The organism is Hymenobacter segetis, assembly GCF_054776495.1.
Genome location: NZ_BAAHBV010000002.1, coordinates 978,900 through 995,417 on the forward strand (window position 1 = coordinate 978,900; position 16,518 = coordinate 995,417).

Here is a 16,518-nt window from a genome sequence, read left to right on the forward strand (position 1 = left end):
CGCGCCCCCGCTTGTTTCACTCCCGTTTGCTGGCTTTGCTGGTGGTAGCTGGCGGCCTGGCCAGCGGCTGCCAGAGCAGCCGGCCCAGCTTCTCGTTTCAGCCGATGCCGGGGCGCGTGCGGGAGGTGAAAGCGGCTGAGGTACCGGCATCGGCCGCGGTGTCAATGGATATGGCTTCGGCCAAACCAGTCACTCAATCGGTAATTTCTTTGCCCGTAGCCCCGAAGCAGCGCCGTACGGTGCCAAAGCCTAGGACGGCAGTGGCATCCACTGAAAATACATCTATTGCTCCCTTACCCATTATGCGCCCGGCCGCCACGCACCGGCGGCCGTTACTGGCCCGGTCCCATGCTACGGCCGAGGTTGGCCTCGGCACCACGGTGCTGGGGGTGCTGGGGCTGGTGGTGCTGCCCATTGCCCTGCTGGGCCTGCTGCTGAGCGGGGGCGGGCTGGTGTGGGGTATTGTGGCGGGGGCGGCAGCGCTGGCGGTGCTGGTGGCGTACATCGACCCGTTTGGGCAGCGGTAGGGTTTCAGCTATTGTATAGGAAACTTAATCTTATCGAAGCGGATAGCTAACGTATCGGTTGCCCCGATTCGGGGAATAACACTTTCGTTAAACTCGTTGAACATGAGCCCAGACTGCCATAGGCTTCCGTTCCATTGGTCTGCCCAAACCCAATGGTAGCGCATTACCGAAATATACATTTGATTATCATGTCGATAGCCAACATGCACCTGCTTACCTATTGCCCTCGTACTGCCAGCAGGATAAGGAGTTAGCGGGCTGGTATATTTGAGCATATCGTACATAAGGATACCAAAAACCGGCGGCCCATTACGCACATCATTGTAGATAATATTCGGTGTATCGGAATAAAACAGGTGCTGTGCATTGTTTTTTACCACCGAAAACCGCGCCTTGTTATAAAGACGTGAATTTAATATTACGGTGTCTGGTGCCAGGAATATTACTTTTTCACCAGGCAAGGGTGTTGGCAAGGGTATAAATTCTGCATGCGACGCCGTCATGTGTCGCAGGAACTTATCCTTGGCTGCCGCATCTTTTATTTCTCTGCCATTAGTGAATAGCCTCAAGTCAAAGGCTTCCGGCTCAATTGGCTCGGCAGGTACCGCCGAATCCTTTTTGCAGCCATTGAGTAAGCCCAGGCTTAATGACACGGCAAGCAGGAGGAAACGGTTAGTTCGGGCGGTCGTGGTAATCATCGCTACAATATTAGGTAGCATATCAGCTTGCTGAAGGCTGCTGCCTATCGTTCATCAACCAATTTGCTGCTTCCAACGGTTAATATGCCACCAGCACTACTTTCGCTGTTTGATTTTTTGAACTACCAGTCCATGCTCCCAACCCACCGCCCCCGCCGCAACCGCAAGTCTGCCGTCATTCGTGATATGGTGCAGGAAACCCGCCTCACCGCCCACGATTTTATCTACCCCATCTTCATCACCGAAGGCCAGAACCAGACCGAGGAAATCAAGTCGATGCCCGGCATTTTCCGCTTCACGGCCGACCGCGTGATTGACGAAATCGGGCAGTGCGTGGAGCTGGGCGTGAAAGCCTTCGCGCCCTTCCCCAACATCAACGAAGTGCTGAAGGACCCCATGGCCCGCGAAAGCACCAACCTTGATGGCCTCTACCTGAAAGCGGTGGCCGACATCAAGCGGCAGTTTCCCGAGGTCGTCATCATGACCGATGTGGCCATGGACCCCTACAGTTCCGACGGCCACGACGGTGTGGTGGACCCCGATTCGGGCGAAATCCTCAACGACCCCAGCCTGGAAGTGCTGGGGCAGATGGCCCTGGCCCAGGCCCGCGCCGGAGCCGACATCATCGGCCCCAGCGACATGATGGACGGCCGCGTGGCCTGGATTCGGCGGGTGCTGGACGAGAACGGCTTTTCGCACGTCAGCATCATGAGCTACACGGCCAAGTATGCGTCGGCGTTTTACGGCCCGTTCCGCGATGCGCTGTCCTCGGCGCCCAAGAAAGGCGACAAGAAAAGCTACCAGATGAACCCCGCCAACCGCCTTGAAGCCCTACGCGAGCTGGCGCTGGATGAAGCCGAAGGTGCCGATATGGTGATGATTAAGCCCGCGCTGAGCTACCTCGACATCATTCGGGAAGTGAAAAACCATACCAACCTGCCCGTGACGGCCTACAACGTGAGCGGCGAGTACGCCATGATAAAGGCCGCCGCCCAAAACGGCTGGGTCGATGGCGAGCGCACTATGATGGAGGTGCTCATGAGCATCAAACGCGCCGGGGCCGATGCGATTTTGACCTACTTCGCCAAGGAAGCAGCCGCCGTGCTGCGCCGGGGCTAATCAATTGGTTTCGAATATGCTCACGACCCGCCGCGCCACTCTGGCCGATGTGCCCGCTATCCTGGACCTGGTGCGGCGGGTGGTGCCGCTGATGCAGGCCAGCGGCAATTTCCAGTGGTCGGCCGACTACCCGAACGAGGCCGTATTCACGGCCGATATCGCGCAAAACCATCTCTGGGTGGCCGAGCTGGATGGCGCGGTGGCCGGCGTGGCCGCCCTCACCCAGGACCAGGATGCCGAATATGCCCAGGCCGACTGGGATGTAACCCAACCCGCCCTCGTCACGCACCGCCTGGCTGTGGACCCCGCCACGCAAGGCAAAGGCGTAGCGCTGGCGCTAATGGCCGAGGCCGAGCGGCAGGCCGTGGCCCAGGGGTTGAAGATATTGCGCGTGGATACCAATTCCGAAAACGCGGCTACGCAGCGGCTTTTCCCAAAACTGGGCTACCGGTTTGCGGGCGAGATTACGCTGGCGTTTCGGCCGGGGCTGCGGTTCTTTTGCTACGAGAAGCGGCTGGGGTAATGGAGTTATTCCGGCTTGGTTTGGTGCTGGGACTACTGGGGCTGGGCATGTTCTACAGCGTGCGGGCGGGCAAACTGACCACGGCCGCCGCCGGCACCGGCGGCGCACTAGGCCTGCTGATTTACCTTGGCAGCGGCTTTACGGGGCTGGCGCTGCTGGCCCTGTTTTTTGGATTGGGCACGGCGGCTTCCAGCTGGCGCGTGGCCGATAAGCGCCGCCTCGGACTGGCCGAGGAGAACAAAGGCCGCCGCACCGCTGGCCAGGTAGTGGCCAATGCCGGGGTGGCGGGCCTGCTGGGACTGCTGGCCTGGCAATATCCGCCCGCTGTTCCGCTGGCCCAACTGATGCTGGCCAGCAGCTTCGCCGCCGCCACCGCTGACACGCTCTCCTCGGAATTGGGCAACGTGTACGGCCGCCGCTACTACAACATCCTCACGCTGCGGCCCGATGCGCGCGGCCTCAACGGCGTGGTGAGCCTGGAAGGTACGGCGCTGGGACTGGCCGGTACGGCCGTACTGGCGGCGGCTTACTGCTTGGGTTTCGGCTGGGGGCCGGCCTTTGGGTGGCTGCTGGTGGCGGGCACAGCCGGCAATCTGATGGATTCGGTGCTGGGCGCTACGCTGGAACGGCGTGGCTTGCTGGGCAACAATGCGGTCAATTTCATCAATACACTGACCGGGGCACTGGTGGCAGGCGGACTGATGAAGTGGCTGGGCTAGCGTTGCACGGCCACTATTTCGGGAGCTGCTCAGCCGCTGAGTTGCACTTATTGCGCAAACGGCCACCGCTTCAGGCTGCGGCTCCACAGTAGAAATGCGCCCGTGCCCAGCGCCATCATGCCCAGCGCGGCCACCTGGAAATAGAGCTTAAAGTGCAGCCCGCCCCACGTCACCTCGGCCGGCGCGATGCCCACGAATACGAACAGCCACACGATGATGGCCAGGATGACGGGCAGCGGATAGAGCGGCATTTTGAACGGTAGCGCGCTCGTGCCGCGCCGCTTCCGGAGCAGCATCAGACCCACGGCCTGACCCACGAACTGCACCAGAATCCGCATGGCCAGGATGGCCGAAATCACCTCGCCCAACCGGAACAGCAGGCTGAACACGAAGCCCACACCGCCCAGCAGCAGCAGCGATACGTAGGGGAACTGCTTGGTGGGGTGCAGCTTACCGAAAATGGGCAGAAATTCGCCATCGGCCGCCGCCGCGTAGGGGATGCGCGAGTAGCCCAGAAGTACCGCAAACAGCGACGCAAACGCCACTAGCAGCACCATGGCCGTGGCCACGTTGGCCGCTGTGGGCCCGTACAGCCGCTCCATAAACACGCTGATGATGAACTGCGACTTATCACCGGCGCTGGCCTGCCAGCCCTGCACTTCCTGCCAGCCAATCACCGTGCCCACGCTCCAGTTCAGCAGCAGGTAGAGCGCCGCGATTCCCAGGATGCTCAGGAAAATGCTGCGCGGAATCACCTTTTCCGGCCCTTTTATTTCGGCCCCGAGGTGGCACACGTTGTAGTAGCCGAGGTAGGAATAGATGGTTTTGACCGCCGCCTGGCCCATGGCCGCCGAAATCAGCAGGCCCGGCAAGGCCGAAAAGCCGCCCGCCGGAAAAATATCGACGTGGTGGTTGGGATGCGTGACGCCACCGAAAATCAGCCAGCCCATCAAACTCAGCACGCCCACCCACAGGGCAACGCCCAGCTTGCCAATGTCCTCGATGCGGCGGTAGAGCAGCACAATCAGCAGCAGAACCACCGTGCCGGCCACCGCCTTGGGCTGCCACCACTCGGTCATGGGCACGAGGTAGCCGAAGTATTGGGCGAAGCCAATGGCCCCGGAGGCCAGTACCAGCGGCGACTGAATGAGCGTTTGCCAGACGTAGAGAAACGACATGTAGCGGCCCCACTTCTGCTCGCCGTAGGCCAGCTTGAGGAAACGGTAGCTACCGCCGGCTTCGGGGTAGGCCGCGCCCAGCTCGCTCCAAATCAGGCCATCGACGGAGGCCAGGGCCGCGCCCACCAGCCAGGCCAGCAGGAAATTTGGCCCCATAAAGCCCATCACGAGCGGCAGGGTGACAAAGGGGCCTATGCCCACCATGTCAATCATATTGAGGGCGGTAGCTTGAACCAGGCCGAGGCGGCGCTGCAAAGTAGGTGCGGACATGGGAGCGAAAATAGCGCCCTACGCCGCAGAATGGAGGCAGCAAGGCCGTCCTTCAACCACAACCGGCGCGTGGTGTTTCGGCACGCTTTGTCAACGCCAACCCCGACGACTGCGTAAGCCCCGCCATGAGTTCACCGGCTACCTCCTCCAAATTTGCCATCTACGGGGCCATCGGGGCCAACATTGCCATTGCCGCGAGCAAGTTTGTGGCGGCGGCTTTCACCGGCTCCTCGGCCATGCTTTCGGAGGGCATTCACTCCCTCGTGGACAGCGGCAACGGCCTGCTCATTCTGCACGGCGTGCGCCAGGCCGAAAAGCCCGCCGACAAGCGCCACCCCTTCGGCCGCAGCAAGGAGCTGTATTTCTGGGCCCTGATTGTGGCCATTCTGGTGTTTTCGGTGGGCGGCGGCATGTCGCTCTACGAAGGCATCGAGCACCTTAAATCCCCCGCCCCCCTCACTGACCCTACCTGGAACTACTGGGTCCTAGGCCTGTCGATGCTGTTTGAGGGCATCTCGTGCTTCCTGGCGTTCAAAGCCTTCAACGCCGACCGGGGCGACGCCGGCTTCTGGGAAACCCTGCGCCGCAGCAAGGACCCGTCGGTGTTCGCCATTTTGCTCGAAGACCTGGCCGCCCTGCTGGGCCTGGTCATTGCGCTGGCCGGCGTGTTTCTGGGCCATCTGCTCAATAATCCTTACCTCGATGGCGCGGCTTCCATCACCATCGGCTTGCTGCTGGTGGGCGTGGCGCTGTTCCTCATCTACAAAACCAAGCGCCTGCTGGTAGGCACCGGCGTGGATGATGAAACCGTGGACGCCATCGAAGCCCTGGTGCGTGCCCAGCCCAACATCGACCAGGTGGGCCCGCCCCTCACCTCCTATCTCGGCCCGGCCGATGTGATTCTGGCCCTCGACGTAGAATTTGCCCACCACCTCGCTTCCGAGGAAATCGAACAGGCTATTGATGGGTTGCAGGATGTTATTCGGGCGAAATACCCGGAGATGAAGCGCATTTTTATCGAAGCCAAGTCGCTGTCGAGCCGGGCAGAAGCCTAGCATGACGTTCTTTGAATTATAGTCACAGACTCCCTATCCCCGCCTTATGGCCGACGCAAACGCCTCTAAACTTTCCCTCTACGGCGGCATCGCCGCCAACATTGCCATTGCCATCAGCAAGTTTGTAGCGGCCTATTTCACCGGCTCATCGGCCATGCTTTCGGAGGGCATTCACTCCCTCGTCGATACCGGCAACAGCGGCCTGTTGCTCTACGGCACCGCCCAAAGCCAGCGCCCGCCCGATGCCGAGCACCCCTTCGGGCACAGCAAGGAGCTGTATTTCTGGGGCCTGATTGTGGCCGTGCTCATCTTCGCCATCGGCGGTGGCATGTCGTTTTACGAAGGCATCAAGCACACTCAGCACCCCGAGCCCATTGAAGACGCGGGCTGGAACTACGTGGTGCTGGGCCTTTCCTTTCTCTTCGAAGGCATTGCGTTTTACCTGTCGGTGAAAGCCCTGCTGGCCCAGTCGGATGGCAACGTGGGCTTCGTGAAGATGCTGCGCACCAGCCGCGACCCGGCCGTGTTCGCCTCCGTGATGGAAAACCTGGCTGCCTTGGTGGGCCTAGCAGTGGCAGGCCTCGGTGTATTCCTGGGCCATTGGCTAAACAACCCGTATTTCGATGGCGGCGCGTCCATCGCCATTGGCTTGCTGCTGATGCTGGTGGCCATCTTTCTGGTGGGCCGCACCAAGGGCCTGCTGGTAGGCACCGGCGTCGATGCCGTCACGCTGGCCAACCTGGAGCGCATTGCCCGCGCCCAGCCCCAGGTGTGCGAAATTCGCTCGCCCCTGTCCATGTACCTCGGCCCAAACGACGTGATTCTGGCCCTCGATGTGCAGTTTGCCGACGACCTCACCTCAAACGAAGTAGCCGGTGCCGTGGAGCAGCTCCAGGACGCCATCCGGGCCGAGCATCCCGAGGTGCAGCGCATTTTCATCGAAGCCAAAAACCTGGCCCAGCCTGTAAAGTAGGCTGCTTCCAGCTAAGCCCAACCTTAACCCCAGCGCCGTTTTTCCGGTTTAAGCTAATCAAGTGCCCGCGCCCGCCCAACCAGCCGGCGCGGGCATTCGCCTATATACGAAGCTTCCATTTATGGCTATTCCTACCCCCATCGCCTCGCCCTTCCGCTCCTTCTGGTGGGGCGGCTACGAGTGCACCGACCAGCTCAACGCCTTCGGCCACCGCGTCGATTTTCTGCCCCTCACCGGTCATTTGCAGCTGATTGACGAAGATTACACCGCCCTCAATCCGTTCAACGTCCGCACCGTGCGCGAGGGCATTCGCTGGGCTCAGATTGAAAAAACGCCCTACCACTACGATTTTAGCACGGTGAAAACCATGCTCGATGCCGGCCAGCGCCACGGCATCCAGCAAGTCTGGGACCTCTGCCACTTCGGCTACCCCGACGACCTTACGCCGCTGCACCCGCTTTTTGCCCGGCGCTTTGCCGCGCTCTGCCGCGCCTTTGTGGATTTCTACCGCTCCGTGCGGCCCGATGATGTGCTTATCGTCACGCCCATCAACGAAGTCAGCTTCATTTCCTGGCTCGGCGGCGATGCCCGGGGCACCTCGCCCTACTGCCACCACCAGGGCTGGGACGTGAAATACGGCCTCATGCGCGCCTACATCGAGGGGGCCCACGCCCTGCGCGAGGCCGACCCCACCATCCGCATGCTCAGCACCGAGCCGCTGGTGCACATCGTGCCGCCGCTGCACGCCACGCCCCGCGAGCGCCGCTGGGCCCGCGAAGCCCACGACAACCAGTTTCAGGCCACCGACATCCTCTCCGGCCGCATGTGCCCCGAGCTGGGCGGCCGCGAAGAGCTGCTCGACATCGTCGGCTTCAACTACTACTACGACAACCAGTGGCAGAACGGCACCACCAATAAGCTGGGCTGGAACGACGACGTGCCCGACCCGCGCTGGGTGCCCCTGCGCAACCTGCTGCGCTCGGCCCACAAGCGCTACCGCCGCCCCTTCGCCCTCACCGAAACCAGCCACCCCGGCATCGACCGCCCCATCTGGCTCCGCATGATTGCCGAAGAATGCGCCGCCATCCTCCGCGAAGGCCTGCCCCTGCAAGGCATCTGCCTCTACCCCATCATCGACCGCCCCGACTGGGACCACCTCGACCAGTGGCACCAGTCCGGCCTCTGGGATGCCGACCTCGCCCAGCCCGGCCCCGCCCGCGTGCTGCACCAGCCCAGCGCCGAAGCCCTGCTCGCCGCGCAAGCGGTGATTACCGAAGCCGTGCCCATACGCCAGCCCCGGGCGGTATTGGTGTAGCGCAGAAGGTACCTTTGGCGCATGGATGCCACGGTTTATCTGCCTTCGCCCCTCGGTCCGCTCGCCCTCATCGGCTCCGATGCGGGCCTGCGGGCCGTTTCATTTCTGGATGATGCGAACATAACCGCCACGCCCCTAGCTACCGTGCCCGCCTGCCTGCGTCCTGCGCACGAGCAGTTGCAAGCCTATTTCAACCGCGAGCTGCGTGATTTCGACCTCACCTACGCCACCGGTTTCGGCACCGATTTCCAGCAACAGGTGTGGCGGGCGCTGCTGGGAATCGGCTACGGCCGCACGGCCTCCTACCTCGACGTAGCCAAGGCGCTGAATAACCCCAAATCCGTGCGGGCCGTGGGCGCGGCCAACGGCCAGAACCCGCTGGCCATCGTGTGGCCCTGCCACCGCGTCATCGGGGCCGATGGCAGTCTCACGGGCTACGCCGGCGGCATGCACCGCAAGAAGTGGCTGCTCGAATTCGAACAGCCCACCCGCCAGGGCGGCCTGTTCAGCTAAAAATTCGCCCCGCGAACCCCTTGCAACACCCCGCGAACCGCTACATAGGGCATGCGAACCACTGCATAGGCCCCGCAAACCGCCCCATACACCCCGCAAACCGCCCCATAGGCCCCGCAAATCGCCGCATACGGCCCGCAAACCGCTTTATAGACCCCGCAAACCGCTTCATACGGCCCGCAAATCGCCTCATAGGCCCTGTTTTTCGTGTTTGCCATGTTGCGCGTATTTGCCATGTTTTGGAAATTCGGCATGTTTCCGGCCGTCGTTAGCCCCGCTACGCCCCCACCAGCTTCAGCAGCCCCTGATAAATGATGTTGTGCTGCCAATACAGCTGCAACACCATCGGAATGTGGTGCCGCCCGGGAATAATCGTGTACGGCGCGGGCTGGCCCGTCGCCTTCAGCCTATCCCGAAACCGCCCCGAACTCCCGCTAATGCTCGGGTACGTCTCCCCCCCGATGTAAAATATGAACGGCGGCAGGCTCGGCTTAATCTTATAAATGGCCGATTCCTGTTTCCATCCCGCCGGGTCCTTGCCGAAGGGCACGAGGTATTGCGCATCCCCCTCATACTTCATTTCCTTGAGGTAGGAATACATATCCAGCCCCGCCGGGTCGTCCATAATGGCCCCGCGCACGGGGTTTTGGGGCAATCCGTTGGCCGCTAACAGCGCATCATCCGTGGCTAGCAGCGCCGCCAGGCCACCGCCGGCCGAGTGGCCCATTACGAATACGCGGGCCGGGTCGCCGCCGTATTGTTTGATGTTCTGCACGGTCCAGGCCAGGGCGCGGGCGCAGTCCGCCGCCTGCTCGGGCACGTGCACCGACGGCGCGAGGCGGTAGTTTATCACCACCGCCACCACGCCCTGCTTGGCCAGCCGCCGGCCGATGAAGGTGTAGATATTCTTGTTCCCGCTCGTCCAGCTCCCCCCGTGAATGAACAGCACCACCGGGTAGCCCTTCCCGTTCGGGGCCACTTTTTTGGGTGAATACACATCCAGAATGTGGCGCTCCTTGTCAAAATCGGGGGCTGAGGCGGGCACATAGGCCACGTCTTTGGTGCGGTGGCTGGGGTAGGCCACCACGTATTCAGTGGCCAGCATGATGACCACGGCGGCCAGCAGCACAGCCACGGGAGTCAGCAAAAAGAAACGACGCATTAGCGGGGATTAAGCAGAACAGCCTGCGGCCGAATCCCGGCGCAGGGACCTCACCTACGCCCGGGCCGGGCCGGCAGTTTGCCCGCCATCGGCGCGGCCCCGGAGCCGGGGCCTTGGCAGCATTGGCTTTATCTTTGTCAGAACGGCTGCGGGCTGGCTTTTTGCCGGGCTGCGCTTCCCTCATTTATTTATTCGCACTCGTGTTGATTTCTGCTTTGCTCAAGAATATATCGCCGGCCCTGGCCGCCCTGCTGCTGGTAGGCCTGCTGGGCACCACCTCCGCCCAGGCCCAGCGCAAAAGCACCACCGCCAACGCCGACGGCAGCCTGGCCGCCCCGGCCCCGGGCAAGCCCATTCGCCTACAGCCCCTGTTCGGCGGCCTCAACCCCACGCAGGCCACCCAACTGCTGGGCGAAGCGCAGCTCAAGGCCATTGCCGCCAGCTTCGCCTCCACCGCCGAAGCCAGCACGTTTTTCACCAACAAGGGCTACGAATACCTGCGCGAAAACCAACTTGACACGGCCACCTACCGCTTCAACCTGGCCTGGCTCCTCAACCCCCAGAACGCCGAAGCCTACCGCGGCCTGGGCATCATCGCCAGCAGCCAGCCCACCCCCGATGCCGCCATTGCCCTGCTGAGCAAAGGCTTCGGCATCGCCCCCACCAGCGTCCTGCTCATGAGCGACCTCGGCGCGAGCTACCTCATCCGCTACGGCCAGACCAAGAAGAAAAAGGACCTCACCATGGGCCTCACCCTCCTGCAGCGCGCCACCGCCGCCGAGCCCACCAACGCCAACGCCTGGCAACAATTAGCCCGCGGCCTCTACTACCAGGAAAAATACCCCGAAGCCTGGGATGCCGTGCACAAAGGCCAGAACGCCAGCGTCAGCAGCCTCGACTTCGACCTCATCACCGACCTGCTGGCCAAGCTGCCCGACCCCCAGGGCACCTTCAAATAAAACCGCGCCGACTAAACGGTTTTCAGCGGTTTGCGCGTTGGGCTCCGTATAGGCGGTCTTTGTTTCACTTAACCCGATAATATGCGGTTTCGCTCGTTGATTTTTGGAGGGCTGGTGGCCGGCGCACTTAGCAGCCACACGGCCTACGCGCAGTACCACCACCCCGTCCGGCACTACAACCGCCAGGAGCGGGCCTACTTCCGGGGGCCGCTGCACGTCACCCTCGGCGGCGGCACGGCCCTGTATAACGGCGACCTGGGCAACAGCCTCGGCGATAATTTCCTGGGTCCGGCCCTGAGCCTGGGCGTGCTCTACCGCCTCACGCCGCACCTGCACCTGGGCAGCGAGTTTTCCTACGTGGAGATGGGCGCACGCGACAAAGCCAAAGAGCGCGGCCTGGCCTTCACCAGCACCAACGGCCTGGGCACGGTGTTCTTCCGGTTCGATTTATTGCCCGACGAGTCCGTGTTCGCAGCCTCGATGGCCGAAGCCCCGGTTTTCCAGGTATTCGTGCAGGGCGGCGCGGGCCTGTTGCTCTACAATCCGCAGTCCTACATGGGCACCGAGCGCGCCACCGATGGCACGAGCTTCCTGCCCCCCGAGCGCAACGACTACCCGGCAATGGCCATGGCTTTCCCCGTCGGTGCCGGCTTCAGCGTGCGCCTCACCGACAAGCTGCGCGCCAACCTCGAAGGCAACTACTACTTCACCACCACCGACCAGCTCGACGACATAAACTTGCGCCTCGGCGGCGCCTCGGCCAACAAGGACGGCTTTGGCACGGTGATGCTCAAGCTGGATTACTCACTGGAGTAGGTTTCTGGTCTAAGGTCATCTGTCATCCTGAGCAGAGCGAAGGACCTTATCACCAAAGGACAGTTTGCAGTAATTCTGTCGATGCGAACGTGATAAGGTCCTTCGCTCTGCTCAGGATGACAGACGACTCAGGATGACAGACGACTCAGGATGACAGACGACAAAGAGATGACAAAAGCAAAAAGGCCCGCCAGCAATGCTGACGGGCCTTTTTTACTACTTCAGAAAGAGGACTACTCTTTCACGAAGCGCTGGTGGTACACTTGCTTGCCGTCGCTCACGGTCAGGGTGTACATGCCATTGGCGAGGCGGCCGATGCTCAGTACGCCGTTGTTCAGCGACAAGCCTTCGATGCGACCACCGCGCACGTCGGTCACCGTCACGCTCTTGATTTCGGCATTATCCGGCAGCATCAGGTTCAGCACGTCGGTAGCCGGGTTGGGGTACACGGCCAGCAGTTTCGAGCCGTTGGTAACCGTGTTGCCGGTCAGGGCCGCGATACCCGTACCGCCGGTGATGTTCACCGTGTAGTCTTCGGTTTCGCCGTAGCTGTAGGTACCGCAGCTGCTGGTGGCGCTGGCGTCGCTCAGCGTCACACGCATGCGGGTGGCACCGCTTTTGGCCGTGGTGGGCACCGTGAAGGATGCCGAGCGGGTGGTGGCTACGCTGCTGGCAGCGGCATTCACCACGTTCTCACCAGCATCGGTGAACACGCCGTTCTGGTTGTAGTCGATGTACACTTTCACGTACTCCGAGTAGGCCGTGCCGGTGAAGCCGGCCGAGAAGTTGATGGTCTGGGCTGAGCCGGCTGCAACCGTAGTGCTCAGCGCCGTCCCATTGTAGTAGCCGGCATCAGCGCCCGAAGTGCGGTTGATGCTGCCCAGGTTCACGAGGTCGATGTACTCATAAGCCACGCTGGTGCCTTTGCTGGCGCAATAGGTGGGCGTGCCACCACCGCTGCCGGCAGTGATGTTCACCGTGTAGTCTTCGGTTTCGCCGTAGCTGTAGCTGCCACAGCTGGTGGTAGCGGCGGCGTCGCTCAGCGTAACACGCATGCGGGTAGCACCCACGGTAGCCGTAGCCGGCACCGTGAAGCTGCCGGTAGCAGCCGTAGCCGAAGTCACCGTGCCCGAAACCACGTTCTCACCAGCATCGGTGAACACGCCGTTTTTGTTGTAGTCGATGTACACTTTCACGTACTCGGTGTAGGCGCTCGATACGAAGCCGGCCTTGTAAGTAACGGTCTGGGCCGAACCCTGGGCGATGCTCGTGGTCAGGGCCGTGCCGTCGTAGTAGCCACCATCAGCGCCCGAAGTGCGGTTGATGCTGCCGAGGGCAACCTGGGCAATGTACTCGTAGGCCACGCTGGCACCCTGCGACGTGCAATAGGTGGTGCCGCCGCCGCCGCTGCTATAAGCTGCGCCGATGCCTACAGCATACCAGGCGTTGGTCACTGCTTGCGTCTGGGTCGAAGTAGCGCCGAACAGGTCCGTAGCGGCCTGAATCGAGTACGTGCGGGCATTGGCATAAGTCGAGCCAGCCGTCATGTACACGCTTTCCATGCGGAAGGTGATTTTAGCCGCATCCGAGATGCCGATAGCGCCCACGTTGTAGGCAAAGCCTTTCTCGTTGGTGCCCGACTTGCCCACCGAAATCAGGTAGTACCAGTAGTTGAGGATACCCGAGTTGGTGTGCACGCCGCCCTGGTCGTTAGCGTTGGATGGCGACGTAGTCGTAGCCGCCCAGTACGTGCCTTTATAGTAAGCGGGCTGGCCGTAGAGGTTGGGGTTGCTCATGGAGCGCAGCGCGCCGCCGGCTTTCATGATGTCTTCGCCGATATCCCAGGTTGATTTGGTGAGGCCCAAAGCGGCCGTGGTGTACTGCTCGATGCTGGCGCCCCAGATATCGGACAGGCCTTCGTTCATCGCGCCCGATTCGTTGGCGTAGGTCAGGTTAGCCGTCTTTTCGCACACGGCGTGGCCGATTTCGTGGCCGCACACGTCCAGCGCCGTCAGGGGCTTGAAGGTGCTGGCGCCGTCGCCGTAGGTCATTTCTACACCGTCCCAGTAGGCATTCTCGTAGCCCGCGCCGCCCGGCACGTCATCAAAGTGCACGTAGCTCTTGATTTTGGCCCCGGCGTTGTCATAGCTGTTGCGGCCGAAAACGTTTTTCCAGTAGTCATAAGTGGCTTGGGCGCCAAAGTGAGCATCGCCAGCCACGTTGTCGTAGTTGGCGTTGTTGTACTCGGCGGCCGTCCAGTTGTTGTCGGCGTCCACGAAATCGGTGGCGGCGGTATAGCTGTTGCTTTTCTTGCAGTTGTAGGTTTCGATGCCCAGGCCGCGGGTATACTCCTTCAGGTGCCAGCCGCCGGTGACGGTTTCGTTGGCCAGCGAGCGGGTGCCGCTGTAGGCCGTGGCAAACGTGGCCGTACCGGCCGTGTGCTTGATGATGTTGTCCTGCAACACCACCTGGCCGGTGCTGGCATTCACATAAATGAATGCGCGGCTGATGGGCTGCGAGGCGTACACGTTGAATTTCCAGGCCAGCACGAGCGGGCCGGTTTCAGAGCTCACGCGGGCATCGCGCACAATCACCAACTCGCCCTTCGGCAGGAAGGAGGCGGCGTCGGCTTCGTTGGATTGCCACTTGTACTGGCGGGCACCTACGTGGGCCAGGGCACGGTCAAGGGCCGCGCTTGCGCTCATCGAAGGCGTGGTGTTCAGGCCCGAGATTTTCTCAAAATCCCCGCTGATGCTTTCCACGGTGCCGGCTTTGGAGTGTACCGTATAGTCGGCGTGCTCCACGCGGATGCCCTGGTAATACTGGGCAAATTTCTGGTGGGTGAAGCCGAGCTGGTCGGTTTCGGCGGTGCGCTGCACCATCTGGTCGGCGTTGGTGAGGGCCAATTGCTGGCGCAGCACTTGGTCGCCGCTCATGCCCCGGGAGGCCATTTTAGCTTCGGCGCTGAACTGCACCAGCACGGGCTGGTTGTCTTCGCCTAATACTTTGGATTGAACGCGGGCGGCGTCCTGGGCATTGGCGGTGGTGGCAACCAGGCCGCCGAGCATCAGTAATGCCGCAGCTGAGTATTGTTTTCTCATGTAACTGAAATAGGTTGTTGGTGGGACACTAAGCCTGAGCAAATTTTGAATATTTTGCATCTAAGCAGCCGCAACCTAGACAACTTTATCAGCCCAATGAGGCATTTGTCATTGATTTATCAATAATACCGAAATCTTGTACGTTTGATGAACAAACAATGAAGAGGTAATTGCACTTAACCAAATTGCAATATTTCTTTAACCTGAATAATTATTTGGTTTGATTGTTGCTAGTGCTTTCCGGAGTTTAAATAGTCAGCGGCCAGAGTGGCCAGGGTTTTCACGCCCAGCGTAAGGCCGCTTTCATCGATGCGAAAGCCGGCTGTGTGGTGGTCGGCGGTGGTGGCGGGGTTTTGCCCCTTTGTCATGCCGCCCACGAAGAGGAACAGGCCAGGCACCTTCTCCTGATAGAAGGAAAAATCTTCGGCCCCGGTCACCGCTTTTATTTCCCGAACGTGGGCCGCGCCGGCCGTCGCTTGCAGCGTGGGCAGCATCTGGGCCGTGAGGGCGGGGTCGTTGGTGGTCACGGGCACATAGGGGTCGATGGTGACATCGGCCGTGGCCCCGGCGCTCTCAGCAATGTTGGTGGCAATGCGGCGGATGCTGGCCCAGATTTGCTTCTGCACCTCGGGGTTCAGTGCCCGAATAGTGCCCGACATTTCCACATCCGGCGGGATGACGTTGTAGCGCACACCGCCGTTGATGGTGCCCACCGTGACCACGGCCGCGTCGTCAATCAGCTTCACCTGCCGGCTCACGATGGTTTGCAGGCCCATGATAATCTGGGCGGCGGTCACCACCGGGTCCACGCTGTTCCACGGATAAGCGCCGTGCGAGCCCTTACCGTGCACCTTGATGGTGAAGCGGTCGGAGCTGGCCATCTCGCCGCCCGGGCGATAGGTCAGGTTGCCCACTTCGGTCTGGGCGTTGATGTGGACGCCGAACACCGCGTCGACCTTGGGCTTGTCGAGCACGCCTTCCTTCACCATGAGTTTGGCCCCGCCCTCTACGCCCGGCAGCGAGCCTTCCTCGGCGGGCTGGAAAATGAACTTGACGGTGCCGGGCAGGTCGGCTTTTACTTGGCTCAGCACCTCGGCCGCGCCCATGAGCATGGCCACGTGGGTGTCGTGGCCGCAGGCGTGCATCACGCCCACGGGCTGGCCCAGGTAGGTGGTTTTTACTTTGGAAGCGAAGGGCAAATCATTGTTTTCGGTGAGGGGCAGGCCATCCATGTCGGCGCGCAGGGCCACCACGGGGCCGGGCTTGCCGCCGCGCAGGACGCCCACCACGCCGGTGCGGGCCACGCCGGTTTGCACCTCGAAACCCAGCTTTTTGAGATGGGCGGCGATGATGCCGGCGGTGCGGGTTTCCTGGTTGCCGAGTTCGGGGTGCTCGTGGATGTCGCGCCGCCAGGCAATGACTTTGCTTTCTTCCTGAGTGGCCAGCTGGGCAATGCGGGCATCGAGGGCCGCATTTTGGGCGTGGGCGGCGGGGGCGGCGGCCAGTGCCAGCACGAGGCCGGCCGGCAAAGCAGTAAGTAAAAAGCGCGTCATAAAATCGGGGCGATGAAGTAAAAGCCGGGCGGCACGA

The 16,518-nt window shown here is 61.6% G+C and carries 15 protein-coding genes; 10 read left to right on the forward strand and 5 right to left on the reverse strand.

Annotated features, from left to right (window positions below; genetic code table 11):
• Positions 1-302: 302 nt before the first annotated feature.
• Complete coding sequence (locus tag ACYU70_RS14660; RefSeq protein ID WP_342298198.1) at positions 303-527, forward strand: hypothetical protein; 225 nt, start codon at positions 303-305, stop codon at positions 525-527.
• Between the two features lie 8 nt (positions 528-535).
• Here the strand turns inward: ACYU70_RS14660 and ACYU70_RS14665 are convergent, their stop codons facing one another.
• A complete protein-coding gene (locus ACYU70_RS14665) occupies positions 536-1,225 on the reverse strand; it encodes a hypothetical protein (RefSeq protein ID WP_342298200.1) in 690 nt (229 codons plus the stop codon).
• A 132-nt stretch (positions 1,226-1,357) separates the two neighbouring features.
• Here ACYU70_RS14665 and hemB point away from each other — a divergent pair, with 132 nt between their 5' ends.
• Genes hemB through ACYU70_RS14680 form a run of 3 tightly spaced genes read left to right on the forward strand, consistent with a single transcriptional unit; the run spans position 1,358 to position 3,586 of the window.
• Complete coding sequence (hemB, locus tag ACYU70_RS14670; protein WP_342298202.1) at positions 1,358-2,344, forward strand: porphobilinogen synthase; 987 nt, start codon at positions 1,358-1,360, stop codon at positions 2,342-2,344.
• A 16-nt stretch (positions 2,345-2,360) separates the two neighbouring features.
• Complete coding sequence (locus tag ACYU70_RS14675) at positions 2,361-2,867, forward strand: GNAT family N-acetyltransferase (protein WP_342298204.1); 507 nt, start codon at positions 2,361-2,363, stop codon at positions 2,865-2,867.
• A gap of 23 nt (positions 2,868-2,890) precedes the next feature.
• A complete protein-coding gene (locus ACYU70_RS14680; protein ID WP_342298222.1) occupies positions 2,891-3,586 on the forward strand; it encodes a DUF92 domain-containing protein in 696 nt (231 codons plus the stop codon).
• A gap of 47 nt (positions 3,587-3,633) precedes the next feature.
• On the opposite strand, the gene ACYU70_RS14685 is transcribed toward ACYU70_RS14680, so the two are convergent.
• Positions 3,634-5,034 (reverse strand): APC family permease, encoded by a 1,401-nt coding sequence (locus ACYU70_RS14685; protein ID WP_342298206.1) that lies wholly within the window; start codon positions 5,032-5,034, stop codon positions 3,634-3,636.
• 125 nt (positions 5,035-5,159) lie between these two features.
• Between ACYU70_RS14685 and ACYU70_RS14690 the strand changes: the two genes are divergently transcribed.
• From ACYU70_RS14690 to ACYU70_RS14705, 4 genes are all read left to right on the forward strand, one after another.
• Entirely contained in the window at positions 5,160-6,089 is a 930-nt protein-coding gene (locus tag ACYU70_RS14690) for a cation diffusion facilitator family transporter (protein WP_342298208.1), read from the forward strand.
• 46 nt (positions 6,090-6,135) lie between these two features.
• Positions 6,136-7,062 (forward strand): cation diffusion facilitator family transporter, encoded by a 927-nt coding sequence (locus ACYU70_RS14695; protein ID WP_342298210.1) that lies wholly within the window; start codon positions 6,136-6,138, stop codon positions 7,060-7,062.
• A 121-nt stretch (positions 7,063-7,183) separates the two neighbouring features.
• Positions 7,184-8,377 carry an amine oxidase gene (locus tag ACYU70_RS14700; RefSeq protein ID WP_342298212.1) on the forward strand — a complete coding sequence of 398 codons (1,194 nt, stop codon included), beginning with the start codon at positions 7,184-7,186 and terminating at the stop codon, positions 8,375-8,377.
• Between the two features lie 21 nt (positions 8,378-8,398).
• The gene (locus ACYU70_RS14705) at positions 8,399-8,890 is read left to right on the forward strand and encodes a methylated-DNA--[protein]-cysteine S-methyltransferase (protein WP_342298214.1); all 492 of its coding nucleotides are present in this window, start codon (positions 8,399-8,401) and stop codon (positions 8,888-8,890) included.
• A 277-nt stretch (positions 8,891-9,167) separates the two neighbouring features.
• On the opposite strand, the gene ACYU70_RS14710 is transcribed toward ACYU70_RS14705, so the two are convergent.
• The gene (locus ACYU70_RS14710; RefSeq protein WP_342298216.1) at positions 9,168-10,052 is read right to left on the reverse strand and encodes an alpha/beta hydrolase; all 885 of its coding nucleotides are present in this window, start codon (positions 10,050-10,052) and stop codon (positions 9,168-9,170) included.
• Positions 10,053-10,267: 215 nt separating this feature from the next.
• Between ACYU70_RS14710 and ACYU70_RS14715 the strand changes: the two genes are divergently transcribed.
• On the forward strand, positions 10,268-11,011 hold the full coding sequence (locus tag ACYU70_RS14715; RefSeq protein ID WP_460616034.1) for a tetratricopeptide repeat protein: 744 nt from the start codon (positions 10,268-10,270) through the stop codon (positions 11,009-11,011).
• An 81-nt stretch (positions 11,012-11,092) separates the two neighbouring features.
• Entirely contained in the window at positions 11,093-11,827 is a 735-nt protein-coding gene (locus tag ACYU70_RS14720) for a hypothetical protein (protein ID WP_342298218.1), read from the forward strand.
• Positions 11,828-12,060: 233 nt separating this feature from the next.
• On the opposite strand, the gene ACYU70_RS14725 is transcribed toward ACYU70_RS14720, so the two are convergent.
• Both ACYU70_RS14725 and ACYU70_RS14730 read right to left on the reverse strand, forming a co-directional pair.
• Entirely contained in the window at positions 12,061-14,928 is a 2,868-nt protein-coding gene (locus ACYU70_RS14725) for a M4 family metallopeptidase (protein WP_342298219.1), read from the reverse strand.
• Positions 14,929-15,158: 230 nt separating this feature from the next.
• Entirely contained in the window at positions 15,159-16,481 is a 1,323-nt protein-coding gene (locus ACYU70_RS14730; RefSeq protein ID WP_342298220.1) for an amidohydrolase, read from the reverse strand.
• Positions 16,482-16,518: the final 37 nt, after the last annotated feature.